The organism is Methylobacterium sp. WL64 (genome assembly GCF_008039945.1).
Lineage (GTDB): Bacteria > Pseudomonadota > Alphaproteobacteria > Rhizobiales > Beijerinckiaceae > Methylobacterium.
Map to the genome: position 1 here is coordinate 67,067 of NZ_VRVA01000013.1, position 18,990 is coordinate 86,056.

At 68.6% G+C, this 18,990-nt stretch carries 15 protein-coding genes and 1 tRNA gene; 11 read left to right on the top strand and 5 right to left on the bottom strand.

Translation table 11 applies throughout. The features are described from left to right. Nucleotides 1-596: 596 nt before the first annotated feature. Nucleotides 597-671: transfer RNA gene (locus FV242_RS09490), tRNA-Val, on the bottom strand. A 327-nt stretch (nt 672-998) separates the two neighbouring features. On the opposite strand from FV242_RS09490, the gene FV242_RS09495 reads away from it, so the two are divergent. The 9 genes from FV242_RS09495 to scpA all read left to right on the top strand — a co-directional run bounded on the left by FV242_RS09495 (nt 999) and on the right by scpA (nt 13,280). Further along, entirely contained in the window at nt 999-2,042 is a 1,044-nt protein-coding gene (locus tag FV242_RS09495) for a hypothetical protein (RefSeq protein WP_147938738.1), read from the top strand. Further along, nucleotides 2,042-4,228 carry a glycosyltransferase family 2 protein gene (locus FV242_RS09500; RefSeq protein ID WP_147938739.1) on the top strand — a complete coding sequence of 729 codons (2,187 nt, stop codon included), beginning with the start codon at nt 2,042-2,044 and terminating at the stop codon, nt 4,226-4,228. Before FV242_RS09495 ends, FV242_RS09500 begins: the two co-directional genes overlap by 1 nt. A 214-nt stretch (nt 4,229-4,442) precedes the next feature. Continuing rightward, a complete protein-coding gene (locus FV242_RS09505) occupies nt 4,443-5,783 on the top strand; it encodes an MFS transporter (protein WP_147938740.1) in 1,341 nt (446 codons plus the stop codon). Between the two features lie 113 nt (nt 5,784-5,896). Next, on the top strand, nt 5,897-7,153 hold the full coding sequence (cyoA, locus tag FV242_RS09510; protein WP_147938741.1) for a ubiquinol oxidase subunit II: 1,257 nt from the start codon (nt 5,897-5,899) through the stop codon (nt 7,151-7,153). 75 nt (nt 7,154-7,228) lie between these two features. Continuing rightward, a complete protein-coding gene (cyoB, locus tag FV242_RS09515; protein ID WP_147938742.1) occupies nt 7,229-9,229 on the top strand; it encodes a cytochrome o ubiquinol oxidase subunit I in 2,001 nt (666 codons plus the stop codon). Between the two features lie 4 nt (nt 9,230-9,233). After that, nucleotides 9,234-9,866, top strand: a complete 633-nt coding sequence (cyoC, locus tag FV242_RS09520; protein ID WP_147907226.1) for a cytochrome o ubiquinol oxidase subunit III — start codon at nt 9,234-9,236, stop codon at nt 9,864-9,866. Next, on the top strand, nt 9,863-10,267 hold the full coding sequence (gene cyoD / locus FV242_RS09525; RefSeq protein ID WP_147907225.1) for a cytochrome o ubiquinol oxidase subunit IV: 405 nt from the start codon (nt 9,863-9,865) through the stop codon (nt 10,265-10,267). Before cyoC ends, cyoD begins: the two co-directional genes overlap by 4 nt. A 14-nt stretch (nt 10,268-10,281) precedes the next feature. Next, on the top strand, nt 10,282-11,058 hold the full coding sequence (locus FV242_RS09530; RefSeq protein ID WP_147938743.1) for an SURF1 family protein: 777 nt from the start codon (nt 10,282-10,284) through the stop codon (nt 11,056-11,058). 56 nt (nt 11,059-11,114) lie between these two features. Then, the gene (gene scpA, locus FV242_RS09535; RefSeq protein WP_147907223.1) at nt 11,115-13,280 is read left to right on the top strand and encodes a methylmalonyl-CoA mutase; all 2,166 of its coding nucleotides are present in this window, start codon (nt 11,115-11,117) and stop codon (nt 13,278-13,280) included. 42 nt (nt 13,281-13,322) lie between these two features. On the opposite strand, the gene FV242_RS09540 is transcribed toward scpA, so the two are convergent. Further along, nucleotides 13,323-14,435, bottom strand: a complete 1,113-nt coding sequence (locus FV242_RS09540; protein ID WP_147938744.1) for an alpha/beta hydrolase — start codon at nt 14,433-14,435, stop codon at nt 13,323-13,325. A gap of 218 nt (nt 14,436-14,653) precedes the next feature. Between FV242_RS09540 and FV242_RS09545 the strand changes: the two genes are divergently transcribed. Beyond that, on the top strand, nt 14,654-16,288 hold the full coding sequence (locus FV242_RS09545) for an alpha-D-glucose phosphate-specific phosphoglucomutase (protein ID WP_147938745.1): 1,635 nt from the start codon (nt 14,654-14,656) through the stop codon (nt 16,286-16,288). Between the two features lie 94 nt (nt 16,289-16,382). Here the strand turns inward: FV242_RS09545 and FV242_RS09550 are convergent, their stop codons facing one another. The 3 genes from FV242_RS09550 to FV242_RS09560 form a co-directional block, all read right to left on the bottom strand. Continuing rightward, nucleotides 16,383-16,757 (bottom strand): VOC family protein, encoded by a 375-nt coding sequence (locus FV242_RS09550; protein ID WP_147938746.1) that lies wholly within the window; start codon nt 16,755-16,757, stop codon nt 16,383-16,385. Nucleotides 16,758-16,821: 64 nt separating this feature from the next. Next, entirely contained in the window at nt 16,822-17,517 is a 696-nt protein-coding gene (locus FV242_RS09555) for a YafY family protein (protein ID WP_147938747.1), read from the bottom strand. A 60-nt stretch (nt 17,518-17,577) separates the two neighbouring features. After that, nucleotides 17,578-18,072 (bottom strand): N-acetyltransferase, encoded by a 495-nt coding sequence (locus FV242_RS09560; protein ID WP_147907218.1) that lies wholly within the window; start codon nt 18,070-18,072, stop codon nt 17,578-17,580. 198 nt (nt 18,073-18,270) lie between these two features. On the opposite strand from FV242_RS09560, the gene rpsD reads away from it, so the two are divergent. Beyond that, nucleotides 18,271-18,888, top strand: coding sequence for a 30S ribosomal protein S4 (gene rpsD, locus FV242_RS09565; RefSeq protein WP_058190956.1), 618 nt, complete (start codon nt 18,271-18,273; stop codon nt 18,886-18,888). Nucleotides 18,889-18,990 lie beyond the last annotated feature (102 nt).

The following is an 18,990-nucleotide window of genomic DNA, read 5'->3' on the forward strand; positions in this document are numbered from 1 at the left end:
TCAGATGGTCCTGGCCAGATCGTCCTGGCCAAGACCATCTGGCAAAGATTACGGTTCTAAGCGGCCCCGCATCCGGTGCTGCCGGATGGCGGCCTGTGCAAGCATCGGCCGACGTTACGGTCCCAACGAAACGATTGACTTCGTCGGGTCCTGAGATGGCGGTTTCGCGGTGTCGAGGGTTGCTGGGCCAGCGGGATAGCCATCAGAAACCGCATGGTTGCGTCACTGTCCGTCCCGGCGACCTCCCCCACCGTGCGCAGCGGCATGTCGTGGCCATCTGGCGCGCGCACCGTGCCGCGGCATTCGACACGGTTCGGGCCGGTCGGCTGCGGCTGCACGACGCCGGGCCGGTTGTTCATCGCGTGCTGGACCCGCGCATCTGCCCGGTCTCTCGTCCTCGCGGGCGAAGCCGAAGGCAGACAGGGACGTCCAGCGCGTCGCGCCCTTGCGGTGCTTCAGGTTGAGGAGGCGTGTAGAAAGTTTCCAACCCTGAACGGTCCAGAGGACGGTGACGATGCCGCCGTTCACTGAGGGGCAGGCCCCGCCGGCTCAATCTAATGCGGGGAAACCGTCCGCTCGGGCGCCATAGGGTCGAATGGTGGAGACGACAGGGATCGAACCTGTGACCTTTCCCATGTCAAGGGAATGCACTACCGCTGTGCTACGTCTCCTAATCGATCGTCATCAGGCTCGTCGAGCCTGAAAGCCATCGAAATAACCCAGGCCACTCAGCGGCTTATGAGGAGTGCCCCCTACCCTGTCAAGGTAGTGCGCTCCCGCTGAGCTACGCGCCCGGTCCGGTGCTGCGTGAGCACCGGTGGGCCGGGCCTATAGCCGGTGCCCGGCGGGGGCGCAAGCGGAAGGTTGAGGGGCGTAGCCCGGGGGGCGGATACCGCAATGGTGCACGCGGGGAAGAAAATGCGCTATGGGCGTGCCGGCCGGCATCCGGCCGGGCCGCTCGGGCGGTCCCGGCATTCCGCCGCCTCAAGCTTCGGGACATGCGCTACTTCATCGATCACGATCACGGCGACTCGATCCGCGGCTGGATCGTGCCGGACAATCCCCTCGCCGTCAGTCGGGTGATGGTCTCCGTCGGAGGCCAGCGCGTGGCCGAGGTTTCGGCCAGCGTCACCGACGAGACGTTCAAGCGCAACGGCTGGCACGCCACCGGGCAATGCACCTTCGTGCTCACGCAGGCCGAGGTGCCGGGCCTGGCCGAGATCCAGCGCCTCGAACTCTACGACGCCGACACCAATGTCCTGGTCTATCGCCGCACGCCTCCGGACGGGCTCGTGCGGCTGCGCGTCATGCTCATCAACACCGGGATCGAGCCCGAGACGGCCCTGCAGGCGGCCTTGTTCCCGTATTTCCAGCACTGCTACTTCGGCGTCCACAAGCTGCCGGACGAGATCCTGACCTGCATCCTATCCGGCCCCTCAGCCCCCTCGGCGTTGCTGTCGGGCGCCGTGACGATCCCGCGCTACGAGAACTTCATGACGCCGGACCTGATGGTCACCGGCATCCTGGTGCAGGACCCCTACACCGAGATGGCGACCCGCATGCTCTGGCTGAAGGCCCGGGCCGGCGACGCCCTCGATCCGGTGCGCGGCTGGCGCCTCGGACCGCTGGCCGAGGCCGCGTCGTTCTCGGAATCCTACGACTTCACCGACGTGAAGAGCCTCAAGCGCTACTTCCGCATGCTGCCGGAGCCGGCCTACCGGCTGCTCTACAACCCGTTGACCCGCCAGCTCGGAACCCGCATGCCCGAGGATCGCCTGCACCCGGGCAACTCGATCGCCGCGATCGAGATCCTGGCCCGGGTCGGGATCGTCGGCCACAAGACGCGGTACCACGCCTTCGCGTCGACCCTGTTCGACCGGCTGGGCATCCACGCTCCGGTGCCGGTTCCGCCGCCGGTGCCGGCCGAGACCCAGGCGCTGGCCGAGCGCTTGCGGACCGTCAAGGCGGTGGAGGAGATGCTGGTGTTCGACGTCGCGATGTCGGATGCCGTGAAGGACTCGATCGACAAGAGCTGGAGCTGATGGCGCGCCCGACCGAGACGGGGGGCCCCGAGACGCGCCTGCCGCCGGCGCACCTGACGCGAACCGGACGCAAGCGCCGCCCTCTGCCGGTCCGGGCGGCGGCGGACGGGATGCGCGTCGAGCTTCCGGGGCTCGCGGGCCGCTGGCTCGAGATCACCCTGTCCAACGACCCGACGGAGGGTCCGGACACGATCCCCGGCATGGCCTTCGCCGGTCCCGAGGGGCGTCCGGGGCCGCTGCTGCCCCAGGAGGCGTCGGGCGGGGGTGCCTTCACGTGGATCGGGCGCCTCCCCGAGGGCGTCGTCGCCCTGCGGGTGGCCGATCCCGCCGGTCGGGTCCCGGTCCGGCTGCGCCGAATCACGGTGCGCCGCCTCGACTGGCCGACCCTGGTGCCGCGCGCGCTCCTGCGCGAGCCGGCGCTGACCCTGCAGGCGCTCTACTGGCGGATCCTCGGCAAGAAGGTGCGGGCGCGCGGCTTCCTGGGCCGGGCGCTGGCTCACCGCCGGGTGACCGGATACGAGGCCTGGATCCGTGCCCACGGCTACCGCCGGGCGGAGCGGGACGGCATTGCCGCCGAGATCGCCGCCTGGGCCGATCCGCCGCTGATCTCGGTGCTGATGCCGGTGCACGATCCGGACCCGAAGGTGCTACAGGCCGCCCTCGCCTCCCTGCGCGCGCAGCTCTATCCGCACTGGGAACTGTGCGTCGTCGACGACGCCTCGACGCGGCCCGCGATTCCCCGGATCCTTGAGCGCGCCGCCGAGGCCGATCCGCGCATCCGCGTGCTCGCCCGGTCCGAGAACGGCCACATCGCCCGGGCCACCAACGATGCCCTGGGCCTCGCACGCGGTGTCGCCTGCGCCTTCATGGACCACGACGATGTGCTCACCGAGGACGCCCTCTATGAGGTCGCCCGGGCGCTTCGCCTCGATCCGGATCTGGTGCTGATCTACAGCGACGAGGACAAGATCGACGGACGCGGCCGCCGGTTCGACCCGCATTTCAAGGCGGGCTTCGACCGCGAGCTGCTCTACGCGCAGAACTACATCAACCATCTCACCGTGGTCCGGACCGACGCCCTGCGGGCGGTCGGCGGCCTGCGTCCGGGTTTTGAGGGCAGTCAGGACCACGACCTGCTGCTGCGGCTCACCGACGGCCTCGACCCGTCCCGCATCCGCCACATCCCGCGGGTGCTCTACCATTGGCGCGCCGCGCAGGGTTCCGGCACCTTCTCGGACCGGGCCCTGTCCCGGGCCGAGGCGGCGCGGCTGCGCGCCCTCGACGAGGTCGTGGCGCCCTGGGGTGGCCGGGTCGAGCGCGGGCCGTCGGGCTTCAACCGCCTGGTCCGACCGCTCCCGCTTCCGCCGCCCCGGGTCTCCGCGATCATCCCGACCCGGGACCGCGCCGAGATCCTGTCGGTCACCCTCGACGGGCTGCTCGCGGGCACCGACTACCCCGACATCGAGGTGGTGATCGTCGACAACGACAGCCGCGAGCCCGAGACGGCGGCCCTGTTCGCCCGGTATCGCGACGACCCGCGCGTGCGCATCGTGCCGGTGCCGGGAGCCTTCAACTTCTCGGACCTGTCGAACCGCGGCGCGGCCGCCGCCACCGGGCCGGTGCTCCTGTTCCTCAACAACGACGTCGAGGTGCTGGACAGCGAGTGGCTCGGGGAACTGGTCCGGCACGCGGTGCGGCCGGAGATCGGCGCCGTCGGGGCGAAGCTGCTCTACCCGGACCGGACCATCCAGCACGGCGGCATCGTGCTGGGGATCGGTGGCGTCGCCGGGCACAGCCATCTCGGCGTACCGGACGCGGATCCCGGCTATTTCTGCCGGATGGTCATCGCCCACGAGGTCTCGGCGGTCACGGGCGCCTGCCTGGCCATGCGCGCCGACGTGTTCGAGGCGGTCGGCGGCTTCGATGCCGACGCCCTGAAGGTCGCCTTCAACGACGTGGACCTGTGTCTGAAGATCCGCCGGGCCGGCTACCGCATCGTGTGGACGCCGTTCGCCAAGTTGATTCATCACGAATCGAAGAGTCGGGGCGCCGAGGATACGCCGGAGAAGCGCAAGCGCTTCGAGGGCGAGGTGCTGACCATGCTCGACCGCTGGGGCCCTGAGCTCCGGGCCGACCCCTACTACAACATCAACCTGTCACGAAATTCGGCGCATTACCGGGTCTAGGCGTGTGGGCTCGGCCGGCGCCGCGGCGACGGGTTCCGCCCGCCGCGGCAGGCCGCCCCGCATGTGCCGACTGCAGGGCAGGCATGGGGGTGCCATGCATGCGTCAGTGGGTGAACTTGCGTCGGATGCCGGTTGCGATACCTCTGGACATGCCGCATGAGGCGGTTCCGGCCATGGCGCCCGAACGGGCGCGCGGCGAGGGCGGCAGTCAACCATGAGTGCGAACACCCCAATGGCCTCGGCCACGACCCTGGAGCGCGATGCTCAGCAGGCGATGGGGGACCACAAGGTCCACCCAAACGAGATCGCCATCGGCGTGGTCATCGGCCGCGCGTCCGAATACTTCGACTTCTTCGTATTCGGCATCGCCTGCGTGCTGGTTTTCCCGAAGGTATTCTTCCCCTTCGTCGATCCGCTGACCGGCACGCTGTACGCGTTCTCGATCTTCGCCCTGGCCTTCATCGCCCGGCCGATCGGCTCCGTGATCTTCATGGCGATCGATCGCCGGCACGGGCGCAGCGTCAAGCTCACGATCGCGCTGTTCCTGCTCGGGGGCGCCACGGCGGCGGTCAGTTTCCTGCCGCGCTACGATAGCATCGGCATATCTTCCGTCTACCTCCTGGCGGTCCTCCGGATCCTTCAGGGCCTGGCACTGGGCGGCGCCTGGGACGGGCTCGCCTCCCTGCTCGCCATGAACGCGCCCCGGGAGCGCCGCGGCTGGTACGCGATGATCCCGCAGCTCGGCGCGCCCCTGGGCTTCATGGTAGCGAGCGCGTTGTTCGCGTTCTTCCTGGTCAACCTCGACGAGGCCGACTTCATCGATTGGGGCTGGCGCTTCCCGTTCTACTGCGCCTTCACCATCAACGTCGTCGCCCTGTTCGCCCGGCTGCGCCTGGTCGCCACCGACGAATTCGCCCGGATGATGGACCTGGACCGGCTCCGCCCGGTCCCGGCCCTGGAGCTGTTCCGGCACCATGCCGCCGACGTGATCCGCGGCGCCTTCGTGCCGCTCGCCGGCTTCGCCCTGTTCCACCTCGTGACGATCTTCCCGATCGCCTGGCTGGCACTCAACAACACCAGCAGCCGCTCGCCCGGCGAGTTCCTGATCGTGCAGTTCTCCGGGGCCATCGTCTGTGCCGGCGCGATCGCCGCCTCCGGGCTGATCGCCGACCAGATCGGCCGCCGCAACTGCCTGATCATGAGCGCCTCGCTGATCGGGTTCTTTGCGGTCGGCAGCATCATCGCGCCGCTCCTGTTCGGCGAGAGCGCGATCGGCCAGACCATCTACGTCACGATCGGCTTCATGCTGCTCGGCCTCGCCTACGGCCAGACCGCCGGCGCGGTGACGGCCCGGTTGGGCAACCACTACCGCTACACCGGCGCCGCGCTGACCTCCGACTTCGCCTGGCTGGTCGGTGCCGGCTTCGCCCCGCTGGTGGCGCTGTTCCTGTCGCAGCGCTACGGCTTGGCCATGGTCGGCGTCTACCTGTTGTCCGGCGCGGTCTGCACCCTCGCGGCCTTGTTCCTCGACCGCTCCGAGATGCGCCAGATGTAGCCGGCAGCGCGCGGCGCAGGCTGCGCGCCTTCTTCCAGACGTTGTCGGCCGTGCCGCAGACGCGACACGGCGCGGATGCCGCGCACGCGGCGTGGGATAAAGAGACGAGTGCTGTGACCTCTTCGACCCCTCTCCCGGACAGGATCGAGCCCAGCGACCGCCGGAGCGGCCTCGCACGTCGGCTCGTGCCGCTCCTCGCCCTGCCGCCGATCCTGGCGTTGCTGGGTGGCTGCAACCTCGTGGTCATGAGCCCGGCCGGCTACGTCGCCGAGCAGCAGCGCAACCTCGTGCTGGCGGCCACCGGGCTGATGCTCCTGATCATCGTCCCGGTGATCTTCTTCACCTTGTTCTTCGCCTGGCGCTACCGCGCCACAAACAAGGACGCGGTGTACGATCCCGAATGGCACCACTCGACGCAGCTCGAGGTGCTGATCTGGACGGCGCCCCTGATGATCATCATCGCGCTCGGCGCCCTCACCTGGATCGGGACCCACACCCTGGATCCGTTCCGGCCGCTCAGCAAGATCGACGCGAAGCGCGACGTCCCGGCCGGCGTCGAGCCGCTGCAGGTCGAGGTGGTGGCGATGGATTGGAAGTGGCTGTTCCTCTACCCGCAATACGGGATCGCCACGGTGAATGAGCTCGCCGCCCCGGTGGACCGGCCGATCCAGTTCAAGATCACCGCCACCGACGTGATGAACACGTTCTACATCCCGACGCTCGCCGGCATGGTCTACGCGATGCCGGGCATGCAGACACAGCTCCACGCGGTGATCAACCGAGAGGGTTCCTATGAGGGCCGCTCGGCGCACTACAGCGGCGCCGGCTTCTCGAACATGTTCTTCAAGTTCAACGGCGTGACCAACGAGGCCTTCGATCAGTGGGTCGCCAAGACCAAGGCGCAGGGCGGCGAGCTGACCCAGGAGGCCTATCTCGAGCTGGAGAAGCCGAGCGAGTCCGAGCCGTCCCGCTTCTACAAGTCCTACGCCAAGGGCCTGTACGACCGGATCATCGGCATGTGCCCCCGGCCGGAGCAGATGTGCGTCGGTGAGATGGTGAAGATCGACGCCCGGGGCGGCGCGTCCGGGGCAGAGGCCGAGGCCAACTACGACCGGTTGCAGTACGACAACCGCATGGCCGATCGCGGCAACGAGGCTCCCGGCGCGACGGGGCCGGCATCCGGGACCGGCCCGCATGGGCAGACGCAGCCTCAGGGCATGAAGCCCAGGCCCGACATGGGCAACCCGGACTCGCGCGGCCAGGGCGAGAATGCGCTGCCTGGGCAGGAGAAGACCCCTGAGGTCAAGGCCCCCGACAGCCAGGGCCAGAGCGAGGGCGGGCAGATCGCGCCCAAGCAGCTCAACCAGTAAGAATGCTCGCGTGAACGCGAGCCCCACACCGTAAAACCGGCGGTCGCCGTCGAACCCATTGAACGGGCCGATCCCATGTTCGCAAACCTCGACCTACAGCAGTTGATCCTCGGTCGATTTACGATCGAGCAGATCCCGTATCACGAGCCGATCCTGCAGGCGACGTTCGCCGGCGTGGCCGTGGTCGGACTCGCCGTGCTGGGCGTCATCACGTATTTCCGCTTCTGGGGGCCGCTGTGGCGTGACTGGGTCACGTCCATCGACCACAAGAAGATCGGTATCATGTACTGCATCTTCGCGCTGATCATGCTGCTGCGCGGCTTCGCCGACGCGCTGCTCATGCGCTCGCAGCAGGCGGTGGCGTTCGGTTCGGAGCAGGGCTTCCTGCCGCCGCACCACTACGACCAGATCTTCACCGCCCACGGCATGATCATGATCTTCTTCGTGGCGATGCCGTTCGTCACGGGGCTCATGAACTTCGCGGTGCCGCTGCAGATCGGCGCCCGCGACGTGGCCTTCCCGTTCCTGAACAACTTCAGCTTCTGGATGACGGTGGCCGGCGGCATCCTGGTGATGGTGTCGCTGTTCGTCGGCGAGTTCTCGCGCGCCACCTGGCTCGCCTACCCGCCGCTCTCGGGGGCTGCCATGAGCCCCGGCGTCGGCGTCGACTACTACATCTGGGCGCTGCAGATCGCCGGTATCGGGACGCTGCTGTCGGGCATCAACCTGATCGCGACCATCGTGAAGATGCGCGCGCCCGGCATGACCATGATGAAGCTGCCGATCTTCGTCTGGTCGTCGCTGTGCACCAACATCCTGATCGTGGCCGCCTTCCCGATCCTGACGGCCGTCCTGGCTATGCTGTCGCTCGACCGCTACGTCGGCACCCACTTCTTCACGAACGACCTTGGCGGCAACGCCATGCTGTACTTCAACCTGATCTGGATCTGGGGCCACCCGGAGGTCTACATCCTGATCCTGCCGGCCTTCGGGGTGTTCTCGGAGATCACCTCGACGTTCTGCGGCAAGCGGCTGTTCGGCTATACGTCGATGGTCTACGCGCTCGTGGTGATCACCATCCTCGCCTACCTGGTGTGGTTGCACCACTTCTTCACCATGGGCTCGGGCGCCGACGTGAACTCGTTCTTCGGGATCACGACGATGATCATCTCGATCCCGACGGGCGCGAAGATCTTCAACTGGATGTTCACGATGTACCGCGGCCGGATCCGGTTCGAGGTGCCGATGATGTGGGTGGTGGCGTTCATCGTCACCTTCGTGATCGGCGGCATGACCGGCGTCCTCCTGGCGGTGCCCCCGGCCGACTTCGTGCTCCACAACTCGCTGTTCCTGATCGCGCACTTCCACAACGTGATCATCGGCGGCGTGCTGTTCGGCATGTTCGCCGGCGTGACCTTCTGGTTCCCCAAGGCCTTCGGGTTCAAGCTCGACGAGTTCTGGGGCAAGATGGCCCTCGTGTTCTGGGTGAGCGGGTTCTACGTCGCTTTCATGCCGCTCTACGTGCTCGGCCTGATGGGCGTGACCCGGCGGATGCAGCACTTCGACGACCCGTCGCTTCAGATCTGGTTCGTGATCGCGGCTGGCGGCGCGGCGCTGATCGCTTGCGGGATCGCTTCGCAGATCATCATGTTCGTGGTCTCGATCCGCAATCGCGAGAAGCTGCGCGACCTGACCGGCGACCCGTGGGGCGGCCGAACCCTCGAATGGTCCACCTCCTCCCCGCCGCCGGACTACAATTTCGCCTTCACCCCGGTGGTCCACGATTCCGACGCGTGGTGGGACATGAAGAACCGCGGCTTCGCCCGGCCGATGACCGGGTACAAGCCGATCCACATGCCCAAGAACACCGCGACCGGTGCCATCCTGGCTGGACTGAACTTCACCTTCGGCCTGGCCATGGTCTGGTACGTCTGGTGGCTGGCGGCGCTCAGCTTCGTGGCGATCCTCGTCGTCGCGATCCTTCACACCTTTAATTACAAGCGCGACTTCTACATTCCTGCCGACACGGTCAGTCGGACGGAAGGTCAGAGGACGCGCGAGCTGGAGATGGCGTGATCCGATGATGCACGCGGAGACTGCACCCCCCGGCGCTGCGGCGCCGGTCTTCTACCAGACCGACGAGGAGGGCCATCACTCCGAGGGCTCGACGATGCTCGGGTTCTGGCTCTACCTGATGAGCGACTGCCTCATCTTCGCGACCCTGTTCGCGACCTACGGCGTGCTCGGCCGCAGCTACGCGGCCGGGCCGACTCCCAAGGAGCTGTTCGACTTGCCGGGCATCGCGGTGAACACCGCGATGCTGCTGTTCTCGTCCATCACCTACGGCTTCGCCATGCTGGAGATGGACCGGGACCGGATCAAGCCGACGCAGATCTGGCTCGCGATCACCGGCCTGTTCGGCGTGGCCTTCGTGGCCCTGGAGATCCGGGAGTTCGTCCACCTGTTCCATGAGGGCGCGCCGCCCTGGCGCAGCGCCTTCCTGTCGTCGTTCTACACCCTGGTGGCGACGCACGGCCTGCACGTCTCGGTCGGCATCCTCTGGCTGGTCGTGCTGCTGGTTCAGCTGCGCAAGCACGGCCTGATCGTCGAGAACAAGCGGCGCCTGATGTGCCTGTCGATGTTCTGGCACTTCCTCGACCTGATCTGGATCGGGGTGTTCACGGTCGTCTACCTGATGGGAGTGCTCGAATGAGCGCCGACGCGCACCACCTGACCGGTCACGGTCCGGATACCCATGACGCCCACGCCCACAGCGAGGGCGGGCACGGCAGCTTCGGCAGCTACATCACCGGCTTCGTCCTGTCGGTCATCCTGACGGTGATCCCGTTCTGGCTGGTGATGGGCAACGTGCTCGACAACAGCCTCGTCACCACCCTGGTGATCCTGGCGCTGGGCGGCGTGCAGATGGTCGTGCATGTCATCTACTTCCTGCACATGAACACCAAGTCCGAGGGCGGCTGGACCTTCCTGGCCCTGATCTTCACCATCATGGTGGTGGTGATCATGCTCGCGGGCTCGGTCTGGGTGATGTACCACCTCAACCACAACATGATGCCGATGGATGCCCACGACGTCATGAACAACGCCCGCTGAGCGGGCGTGCGGACGTGATCCCCTCGGGGTCGGCGGGGGGCTCCGGTCCGGGCCCCTCCCCGGCCCCGCTTTCGTTCGCGCGGCGCTTCGTGTTCGGCGCGGCCGCCGCCTTCGTGTTCGTCGTCCTCGTCGGGCTCGGGACGTGGCAGGTCCAGCGCCGGGCCTGGAAGCTCGACCTGATCGCCCGGGTCGATACCCGGGTCCACGCCCCGGCGGTGCCGGCTCCCGGCCCAGCCGAATGGCCACGGGTCGGCCCCGACGACGCCTACCGGCATGTCCGGCTGTCCGGCACCTTCCTCCACGACCGGGAGACGCTGGTCCAGGCCGTCACCGAGCGGGGCGGCGGCTTCTGGGTGCTGACGCCGCTCCGCCGGCCCGACGGCACCCTCGTGCTGGTCAACCGCGGCTTCGTGCCGGGGCCGAACCGGGATCCCGCGACCCGGCTGGCCGGTCAGGTGGCGGGGGATGCGCGGGTGACCGGCCTCCTGCGACTGACCGAGCCCGGTGGCGCGTTCCTGCGGTCGAACGACCCGAAGGATGGGCGCTGGTATTCGCGCGACGTGGCCGCCATCGCGGCGGCAAAAGGCCTGACCGACGTCGCCCCCTACTTCGTCGACGCCGACGCGGCGCCCAATTCCGGCGGCCTGCCGGTGGGCGGGCTCACGGTGATCGCCTTCCCGAACAGCCACCTCGTCTATGCGCTGACCTGGTACGGGATGGCGCTGATGCTGGCCGGTGCAGCGATCTACATCCTGCGCGGCCGGCGGACGTCTAGACCTGGAGGGGAGTAGCCCGGTTTCCGGGGGCGTCTATAATAGGGTGACAAACGCCACAACGAGTCACCCACATGACCACCCGCATTCCGAACTTCGCCGAGATGTCTTGGGTCGGCGAGCCGCTTGCGGTGGCATCGCCCACGCTGCCCGAGCCCTGGATGACCCCGGAGGGCATTCCGGTGAAGGGCCGGTACGGGCCGGAGGACCGGGAGGGCCTGGAGTTCCTCGACACCTATCCCGGCATCGCGCCGTTCCTGCGCGGCCCCTACCCGACCATGTACGTGACCCAGCCCTGGACGATCCGGCAATATGCCGGCTTCTCCACGGCCGAGGATTCGAACGCGTTCTATCGGCGCAACCTCGCGGCCGGGCAGAAGGGCCTGTCGGTGGCCTTCGATCTCGCCACGCACCGCGGCTACGATTCCGACCACCCCCGGGTCTCGGGCGATGTCGGCATGGCCGGGGTGGCGATCGACTCGATCTACGACATGCGGACGCTGTTCTCCGGCATCCCGCTCGACGAGATGACGGTGTCGATGACGATGAACGGCGCGGTGCTGCCGATCCTCGCGCTCTACATCGTCGCCGCCGAGGAGCAGGGCGTGCCGCCCCAGAAACTCGCCGGTACGATCCAGAACGACATCCTCAAGGAGTTCATGGTCCGCAACACGTATATCTATCCCCCCAAGGGATCGATGCGGATTATTTCCGATATCTTTGCGTATACGTCCAAGAATATGCCGAAGTTCAACTCGATCTCGATCTCCGGCTACCACATGCAGGAGGCCGGGGCGACGAACGACCTTGAGCTCGCCTACACGCTGGCCGACGGCGTCGAGTACATCAAGGCCGGGCTCGCGGCTGGCCTGACCATCGACCAGTTCGCCCCGCGCCTGTCGTTCTTCTGGGCGATCTCGACCAACTTCTTCATGGAGATCGCCAAGATGCGGGCCGCGCGCCTGATCTGGGCGAAGCTGGTCAAGGGGTTCGATCCGAAGTCCGAGAAGTCGCTGGCGCTGCGCACCCACTCGCAGACCTCCGGGTGGTCGCTCACCGCCCAGGACGTGTTCAACAACGTCACCCGCACCAACATCGAGGCGATGGCGGCGACGCAGGGCGGCACGCAGTCGCTGCACACCAACGCTCTGGACGAGGCGCTGGCGCTCCCCACCGACTTCTCCGCCCGGATCGCCCGCAACACCCAGCTGTTCCTGCAGCAGGAGAGCGGCACCACCCGGATCGCCGATCCGTGGGGCGGCTCCTACTACGTGGAGAAGCTGACCGCCGACATCGTGGCCCGGGCCTGGGAGCATATCCGCGAGGTCGACCAGCTCGGCGGCATGGCCAAGGCGATCGAGGCCGGCATCCCCAAGCTGCGGATCGAGGAGGCCGCGGCCCGGGCGCAGGCACGGATCGATTCCGGCCGCCAGACCATCGTGGGCATCAACAAGTTCAAGTCCGACGACGACATGGCGATCGACCTCCTGCGGGTCGACAACGGCAATGTCCGCCGCCTCCAGATCGACAAGCTCAAGCGGCTGCGCTCGGAGCGCGACGAGGCGGCGGTCACGGCCCGGCTCGAGGCGCTGACCAACGCCGCCGACACGAACGAGAACCTGCTGGCTCTGGCCGTGGACGCGGCCCGCGCCAAGGCCACCGTGGGTGAGATTTCCGAGGCCCTGGAGAAGGCCTGGGGCCGGCACCGCGCCGAGATCCGCTCGATCTCCGGCGTCTACAAGCGCGAGGTGGGGGGCATGTCGCCAGTGGTCGAGGAAGTCCGGGCGCTGGTCGAGGCGTTCGAGGAGAATGACGGCCGCCGGCCGCGCATCCTGGTCGCCAAGATGGGCCAGGACGGGCACGACCGTGGCCAGAAGGTCATCGCCTCGGCGTTCGCCGATCTCGGCTTCGACGTGGATATCGGACCGCTCTTCGCCACCCCGGACGAGGCCGCCCGGCAGGCGGTGGAGAACGACGTGCACATCGTCGGCGTCTCGTCGCTCGCCGCCGGGCACCTCACCCTGGTGCCGGAGCTGAAGGCGGCGCTCACCGAGCAGGGCCGCGACGACGTGATGATCGCCATCGGCGGCGTGATCCCGCCGGGCGACTACGATGCCCTAGTGGCGGCCGGCGCCTCGGCGATCTTCCCGCCCGGTACGGTGATCGCCGAAGCCGCGGTCAAGCTGATCCGCGCGCTGAACGAGCGGTTGGGCTACGCGGCGCGTCAGGCCGCGGAGTAGATCGGGGCCCGTCTCCCCGAACGCGGGGAGACGGGACGCCGCTCAGTTCAGCGCGGTCGGGTCCGCCTCCGTGAGGAAGGCTCCGACCGCGTGGAGGAATTGCATGCGGTTCTTCTCCATCATCACCGTATGGGTGCCCTCCCCCAGCTCGACGAAGCGCTTGTAGGGGGCGTGGGTGAGCTTGGCGAAATACTCCTGTGCCTGGTAGCTCGGCAGGTCCGCGTCCCACTCGGCGTGGATGATCAGCACCGGCACGCGGATGTCGCCCGGGTCGTAGAGCGGTTTGCCGGCCGCCCAGTAGGCGTCCTTGTCGGCGACCGTGCCGTTCGGGGCGCGCAGGACCGGCGGCGCTTGCTTCGCGCCGACCGGATCGGTGGCGAAGGTCGCGTCGGCCCATTGGTCGAACCAGCCCGCCGGGATCAGGTCGGACTTCTTGTCCTCGGGGACGCCGGTCAGCCAGCGCGTCCGGGCGCTGTCCCGGCTCACGCTGCGATAGGCCCCCACCGGGCCGCCGCCGCCGATCAGGCCCGGCGTGCGCGCCAGCCATTGCGGCGCGTACAGGACGAGCCGGTTGACCCGATCGTTGTGGGTGCTGGTGTAGAGGCCCATGGTGGAAGTCCCCCAGGACCAGCCCATCAGGTCGATCTTCTCGACCCCGCGCCTCTTGGTGATGAAGTCCACGACCTGCCCCACCACCTTTGCGGCGTCCTGCGTGCGCATGAGCGGCGGGTTGTCGGCCGGCGGCGCGTCCATCGCGGCCGGGCGTCCGGACAGGCCGTAGCCCGGCAGATCCACGAGGTAGACGTCGAAGCCGAGGCCCGCGAGGTAGTCCATGGCCGACATGCCGCCCAGCGGCAGGTCGAAGGCCGTGGACGACGGGTAGGTGGATCCGTGCACGTAGAGCAGGATCCGGTCGCCCGGAAACCGGTCGATCCCGGCAGGGCGCTTGTTGCGGACGTAGATCTCGACGCCCGGCTCGCTCCACGGCAGCCGGAATTCCTCCGTCTGCAGCCGGCTCGCGGGCGCGGCCGCCGACGGGGCCGGTGAGCCCGCGACCGCCACCCCGGCGGCGAGCGCCCCGACCAGCTGGCGTCGGGCCAGGCCCCTGCCCGGCCGCGCCCCGTTCGGATCCTTCTGCACCACTCTGTCCGCCATGGTTTCCTCCGGCCCGCCTTGTTCGGCGGCTCCGGTGATTCAACCGACGGGTGTCGATCGGCGCAACGGTCCGGAGCGGCCGCCGGCGGACAGGAGGCGGGTTCCGTTGCCCGATCCGGCGAAAGCGCGTGAAAAAACCCCCGCCTCTGTCGCCGACGCGGGTGACGCCGCGCCTCCGCGCGGGCATTGAGGCGGGAGAACCCGGGAGACGCCCGCCCATGACGACCCCGACGACCGTCGCCACCACGCCCTTCCCCGATCAGAAGCCGGGCACCTCCGGCTTGCGCAAGAAGGTGCCCGTGTTCCGGCAGCCGAACTACGTCGAGAACTTCGTCCAGGCGATCTTCGACACCCTGCCCGACAAGGCGGGCGCGACCCTGGTGCTCGGCGGTGACGGGCGTTTCCTCAACCGCGAGGTGGTGCAGAAGACGCTGCGGCTCGCCGCCGGCAACGGGTTCGGCCGGGTGCTGGTCGGACGCGGCGGCCTGCTCTCGACCCCGGCCGCCTCCTGCGTGATCCGCAAGGCCCAGGCGATCGGCGGCATCATCTTGTCGGCGAGCCACAACCCGGGCGGGCCGGACGGCGATTTCGGCATCAAGTTCAATGCCGCCAACGGCGGTCCCGCGCCCGAGACCATGACCAACGCGATCTTCGAACGGGCCAAGGCGCTCACCCGCTACAGCCTGGTCGAGGCGCCGGATCTCGACCTCGACACCCTGGGCGAGATCCGGCTCGGCGCCATGACGGTCGCGATCATCGACCCGGTGGCCGACTACGCCGAACTGATGCGCACGCTGATCGACTTCGACGCCGTGTCGCGCCTGTTCGCCTCCGGCTTCCGCATGCGGTTCGACGCGATGAGCGCGGTGACCGGCCCCTACGCGGTCGCCATCCTCGAAGGCATGCTCGGCGCGCCTCGGGGGACGGTCGTCAACGCCATTCCAAAAGAAGATTTCGGTGGCCATCACCCGGATCCGAACCCGGTCCATTGCCACGACCTGTTCGACCTGATGCAGGGGGCGGACGCCCCCGATTTCGGCGCGGCGTCCGACGGCGACGGCGACCGCAACATGATCGTGGCCCCGGGCCTGTTCGTGACGCCGAGCGACAGCCTCGCGCTCCTTGCCGCCCACGCCCACCGGGCGCCGGGCTACGCGGGTGGGCTCGCCGGCATCGCCCGCTCGATGCCCACGAGCCGCGCCGCCGACCGGGTCGCGGCGGCTCTGGGCATCCAGGCCTACGAGACGCCCACCGGCTGGAAGTTCTTTGGGAATCTTCTCGATGCCGGCCTGATCACCCTGTGCGGCGAGGAGAGCGCCGGCACCGGCTCGAACCACGTGCGCGAGAAGGACGGGCTGTGGGCGGTGCTGCTCTGGCTCAACATCCTGGCCGCCACCGGCGAGCGCGCCGACGCGCTGGTGCGGGCGCATTGGCGCACCCACGGCCGCGACTACTACGCCCGCCACGACTACGAGGAGGTGGATTCCGACGCCGCCAACGGCCTGATGGATGCGCTCCGGGAAAAGCTCGCCGGTCTGCCGGGCACGCGGCTCGGCGACCTCACGGTCTCGACGGCCGACGAGTTCGCCTACCGCGATCCCGTCGACGGCTCGCTCACCGAGCACCAGGGTATCCGCATCGGCTTCGCCGAGGATGCCCGCGTGGTCTTCCGTCTCTCGGGCACCGGCACCGCCGGGGCGACGCTCCGGGTCTATCTGGAGCGCTACGAGGCCGATCCGACCCGGCTCGACCTGCCCGTCTCCGAGGTGCTGGCCCCGGTCGTGGCGGCGGCCCGCGCCGTCGCGGAGATCGAGCCCCGCACCGGCCGGGCCGAGCCGAGCGTGGTGACCTGACCGATCCGGGTTTCCAAAGGGCTCAGCCCTTTGGCGGGGTATCGGGGCGGAGCCCGATAGCAGGGCTCCGCGCAGCATTCACGCCGAAGGTCGCTCATTGATCCTCGGTTCGCGCATAGACCCGCAGGCGATGCCCGTCCGGATCGACGGCGACGAAGCTGCGGCCGAAATCGAGATCCGTCGGTGCCAGGACGATCTCGGCGCCCTTCGCCCGCCAGGCGTCGTGGAGCGCGTCCACGCGCGCGGCCCCGTGCACCCGGAAGCCGATTTCGCCTCCGCCGCCCGCTTGCGTGGGGGCCGGCACCACTCCGCTTCGCGCCCACAGGCTCAGCGCCAGGCCCGAGGGCAGCGCGAACAGCACGAAGGTCGGGCTCGCCTCGACCGGTTCTCGGTCCAGGAGGGTCGCGTAGAGGCGCGCGCTGGCCTCCGGGTCTGTGACGTAGAGAAGGATGTTGCTGGGTTCGGCCATCGGTCGCTCCTGTCGGTGGATGCGCGACCTCGATATCCAGCGCCCCTGCCAGTTTCCGGCAGCATCAAGCGGCGGGGTCTATGATCCCCTCGGTGCGTCGCCAGTCCTTGAGCAGGGCCTGCCGGCGCCGCGGATAGCGCGCGTCGCTCAGCTGGGCTTCGGCGGTCCGGTCGGTGCGGAAGTGCCGGAAGCCCTGGCGCAGCTCGCACCAGCCCACCAGGATCCGGGCGGCGTCGAAGAATGCGAGGGCGAACGGCCACACCACCCGCTCCGAGGCCGCGCCCGTCCCGTCGCGGTAGCGCAGTGTCAGCTTGCGCTCGGTCCGGATCGCCCTGCGCAGCAGGGCGGGGTCGACCGCGTCGGCTGGGGCCGCGGTGCCGGGGCCGACCAGCAGCGCCGAACCCGCGAAGGTCTCGCGCAGGTCGTCGGGCAGGACCGCGCCGATCCGGGCGAGTGCGCTCCGGGCCGCGCTGCTCAGCCGGTCATCCGCGCGATCGGCGACCCAGCGCGATCCCAGGACCAGCGCTTCGATCTCCTCCGGGCTGAACATCAGCGGCGGCAGCAGGAAGCCCGGCCTCAGCACGTATCCGACCCCGGGCTCCCCCTCGATGGCGGCCCCCATCGCCTGAAGGCTCGCGATGTCCCGGTACAGGGTGCGCAGGCTGACGCCGGTCTCCCCGGCCAGCACGCGCCCGCTGACGGGCCGCCGGTGGCTGCGCAGGGCGTGGAGCAGGTCGAACAGGCGTTCCGAGCGGGACATGCGGCCCTTCTAACGCCCGCGACGCTGCCATCGGATGACGGCATCGCGGGTTCAGGCCGGTTACGGAGCGATCGCCTTCACCATGTGTACCGTGATGTCGTCGTCCAGGGTCCGGCCCGGTCCGTCATACGGCTCCTCGCGCTCCACTTCGTAGCCCAGCGATCCGTAGAGGCGCAGGTTCGCCGTGTATTTCTTGTTCGTGTAGAGCCGCAGCCGCGTCAGGCCGGCCCCGGCGGCGATCGTATCCGCGCGGGTGAGCAGCGTCGTCCCGAAGCCCCGGCCCTGGAAAGACGGGTGGACCGCGACGTTGACGACCAGCAGGTGGCCGTTCCCTTCGTCGTCCCTTCGCGTGGTCTCGATCAGGGCGGCCAGTTCTTCGTCGATCTGCAGAAGGTCGAAGCGGTGATCCTGCACAGACTTCGCGTAATCGGCCCGCATCGGCGTCGGCAGGCGGCCGATCAGCGGGATCCATTTGGCGTAGGCCGCGTCCACCACACCCCGGATCGCCGCCGCGTCCGCCGCCTCTGCCTGCCTGATCCGCATCGTCGCCGCCATTCCGAAAGTCCGCCTGTGGTTGACCCGGGCCGGCCCATCCCCTAAAGACCCGGCCGTCGATGGGGCTCCGCACGGGGCCCCGTCGCGTTTTCACGCGCACCCGTGGGCGGGATCATCCCGCCCTGTCGTCCCGGCCTTGAGGGTCCGGGAAAAGGAGGGCGCGTTCCTCAATCTCGGTCACGAGAGGACGCGAAACATATGTCAAAGCGGATTCAGGCGAAGCACAAGCTCGACCGCCGCATGGGCCAGAACATCTGGGGCCGCCCGAAGAGCCCCGTCAACCGCCGCGAGTACGGCCCGGGCCAGCACGGCCAGCGCCGCAAGGGCAAGATGAGCGACTTCGGCACGCAGCTGCGCGCCAAGCAGAAGCTCAAGGGCTATTACGGCAACATCACCGAGAAGCAGTTCCGCCGCTACTACGCCGAGGCGATCCGCCTGCGCGGCGATTCCGGCGAGAACCTGGTCGGCCTGCTCGAGCGTCGCCTCGACGCCGTGGTGTACCGCGCGAAGTTCGTGGCGACCCCGTTCGCGGCCCGCCAGTTCGTCAACCACGGCCACGTCAAGGTCAACGGGATCCGGGTGAACATCCCGAGCTATCAGGTGAAGGCCGGCGACCTCATCGAGGTCAAGGAATCCTCCCGCCAGCTCGAGATCGTCATCGTGGCGACCCAGCTCCCCGAGCGTGACGTGCCGGACTACATCGAGGCCGATCACGCCAAGATGACCGCCCGCGTCACCCGCATCCCCAGCCTGTCCGAGGTGCCCTACCCGGTGCAGATGGAGCCGAACCTCGTCATCGAGTTCTACTCCCGCTGAGTCTCCCGGGATCGCACCCCGCGGCCGAGTCGGCGGCGGGGTGCGGTTCGGGACCGTGGACTTGCGAAAGAAGGGGCTGCCCGCAGGGGCGGCCCCTTTTCG

Coding starts and splice junctions, on each gene's coding strand:
- FV242_RS09550 (WP_147938746.1), bottom strand. CDS start 16,757: ATGGCCGAACCCAGCAACATCCTTCTCTACGTCACAGACCCGGAGGCC.
- scpA (WP_147907223.1), top strand. CDS start 11,115: ATGACCACCCGCATTCCGAACTTCGCCGAGATGTCTTGGGTCGGCGAG.
- FV242_RS09505 (WP_147938740.1), top strand. CDS start 4,443: ATGAGTGCGAACACCCCAATGGCCTCGGCCACGACCCTGGAGCGCGAT.
- FV242_RS09495 (WP_147938738.1), top strand. CDS start 999: ATGCGCTACTTCATCGATCACGATCACGGCGACTCGATCCGCGGCTGG.
- FV242_RS09560 (WP_147907218.1), bottom strand. CDS start 18,072: ATGGCGGCGACGATGCGGATCAGGCAGGCAGAGGCGGCGGACGCGGCG.
- FV242_RS09500 (WP_147938739.1), top strand. CDS start 2,042: ATGGCGCGCCCGACCGAGACGGGGGGCCCCGAGACGCGCCTGCCGCCG.
- FV242_RS09540 (WP_147938744.1), bottom strand. CDS start 14,435: ATGGCGGACAGAGTGGTGCAGAAGGATCCGAACGGGGCGCGGCCGGGC.
- FV242_RS09555 (WP_147938747.1), bottom strand. CDS start 17,517: ATGTCCCGCTCGGAACGCCTGTTCGACCTGCTCCACGCCCTGCGCAGC.
- rpsD (WP_058190956.1), top strand. CDS start 18,271: ATGTCAAAGCGGATTCAGGCGAAGCACAAGCTCGACCGCCGCATGGGC.
- FV242_RS09545 (WP_147938745.1), top strand. CDS start 14,654: ATGACGACCCCGACGACCGTCGCCACCACGCCCTTCCCCGATCAGAAG.
- cyoB (WP_147938742.1), top strand. CDS start 7,229: ATGTTCGCAAACCTCGACCTACAGCAGTTGATCCTCGGTCGATTTACG.
- cyoC (WP_147907226.1), top strand. CDS start 9,234: ATGATGCACGCGGAGACTGCACCCCCCGGCGCTGCGGCGCCGGTCTTC.
- cyoD (WP_147907225.1), top strand. CDS start 9,863: ATGAGCGCCGACGCGCACCACCTGACCGGTCACGGTCCGGATACCCAT.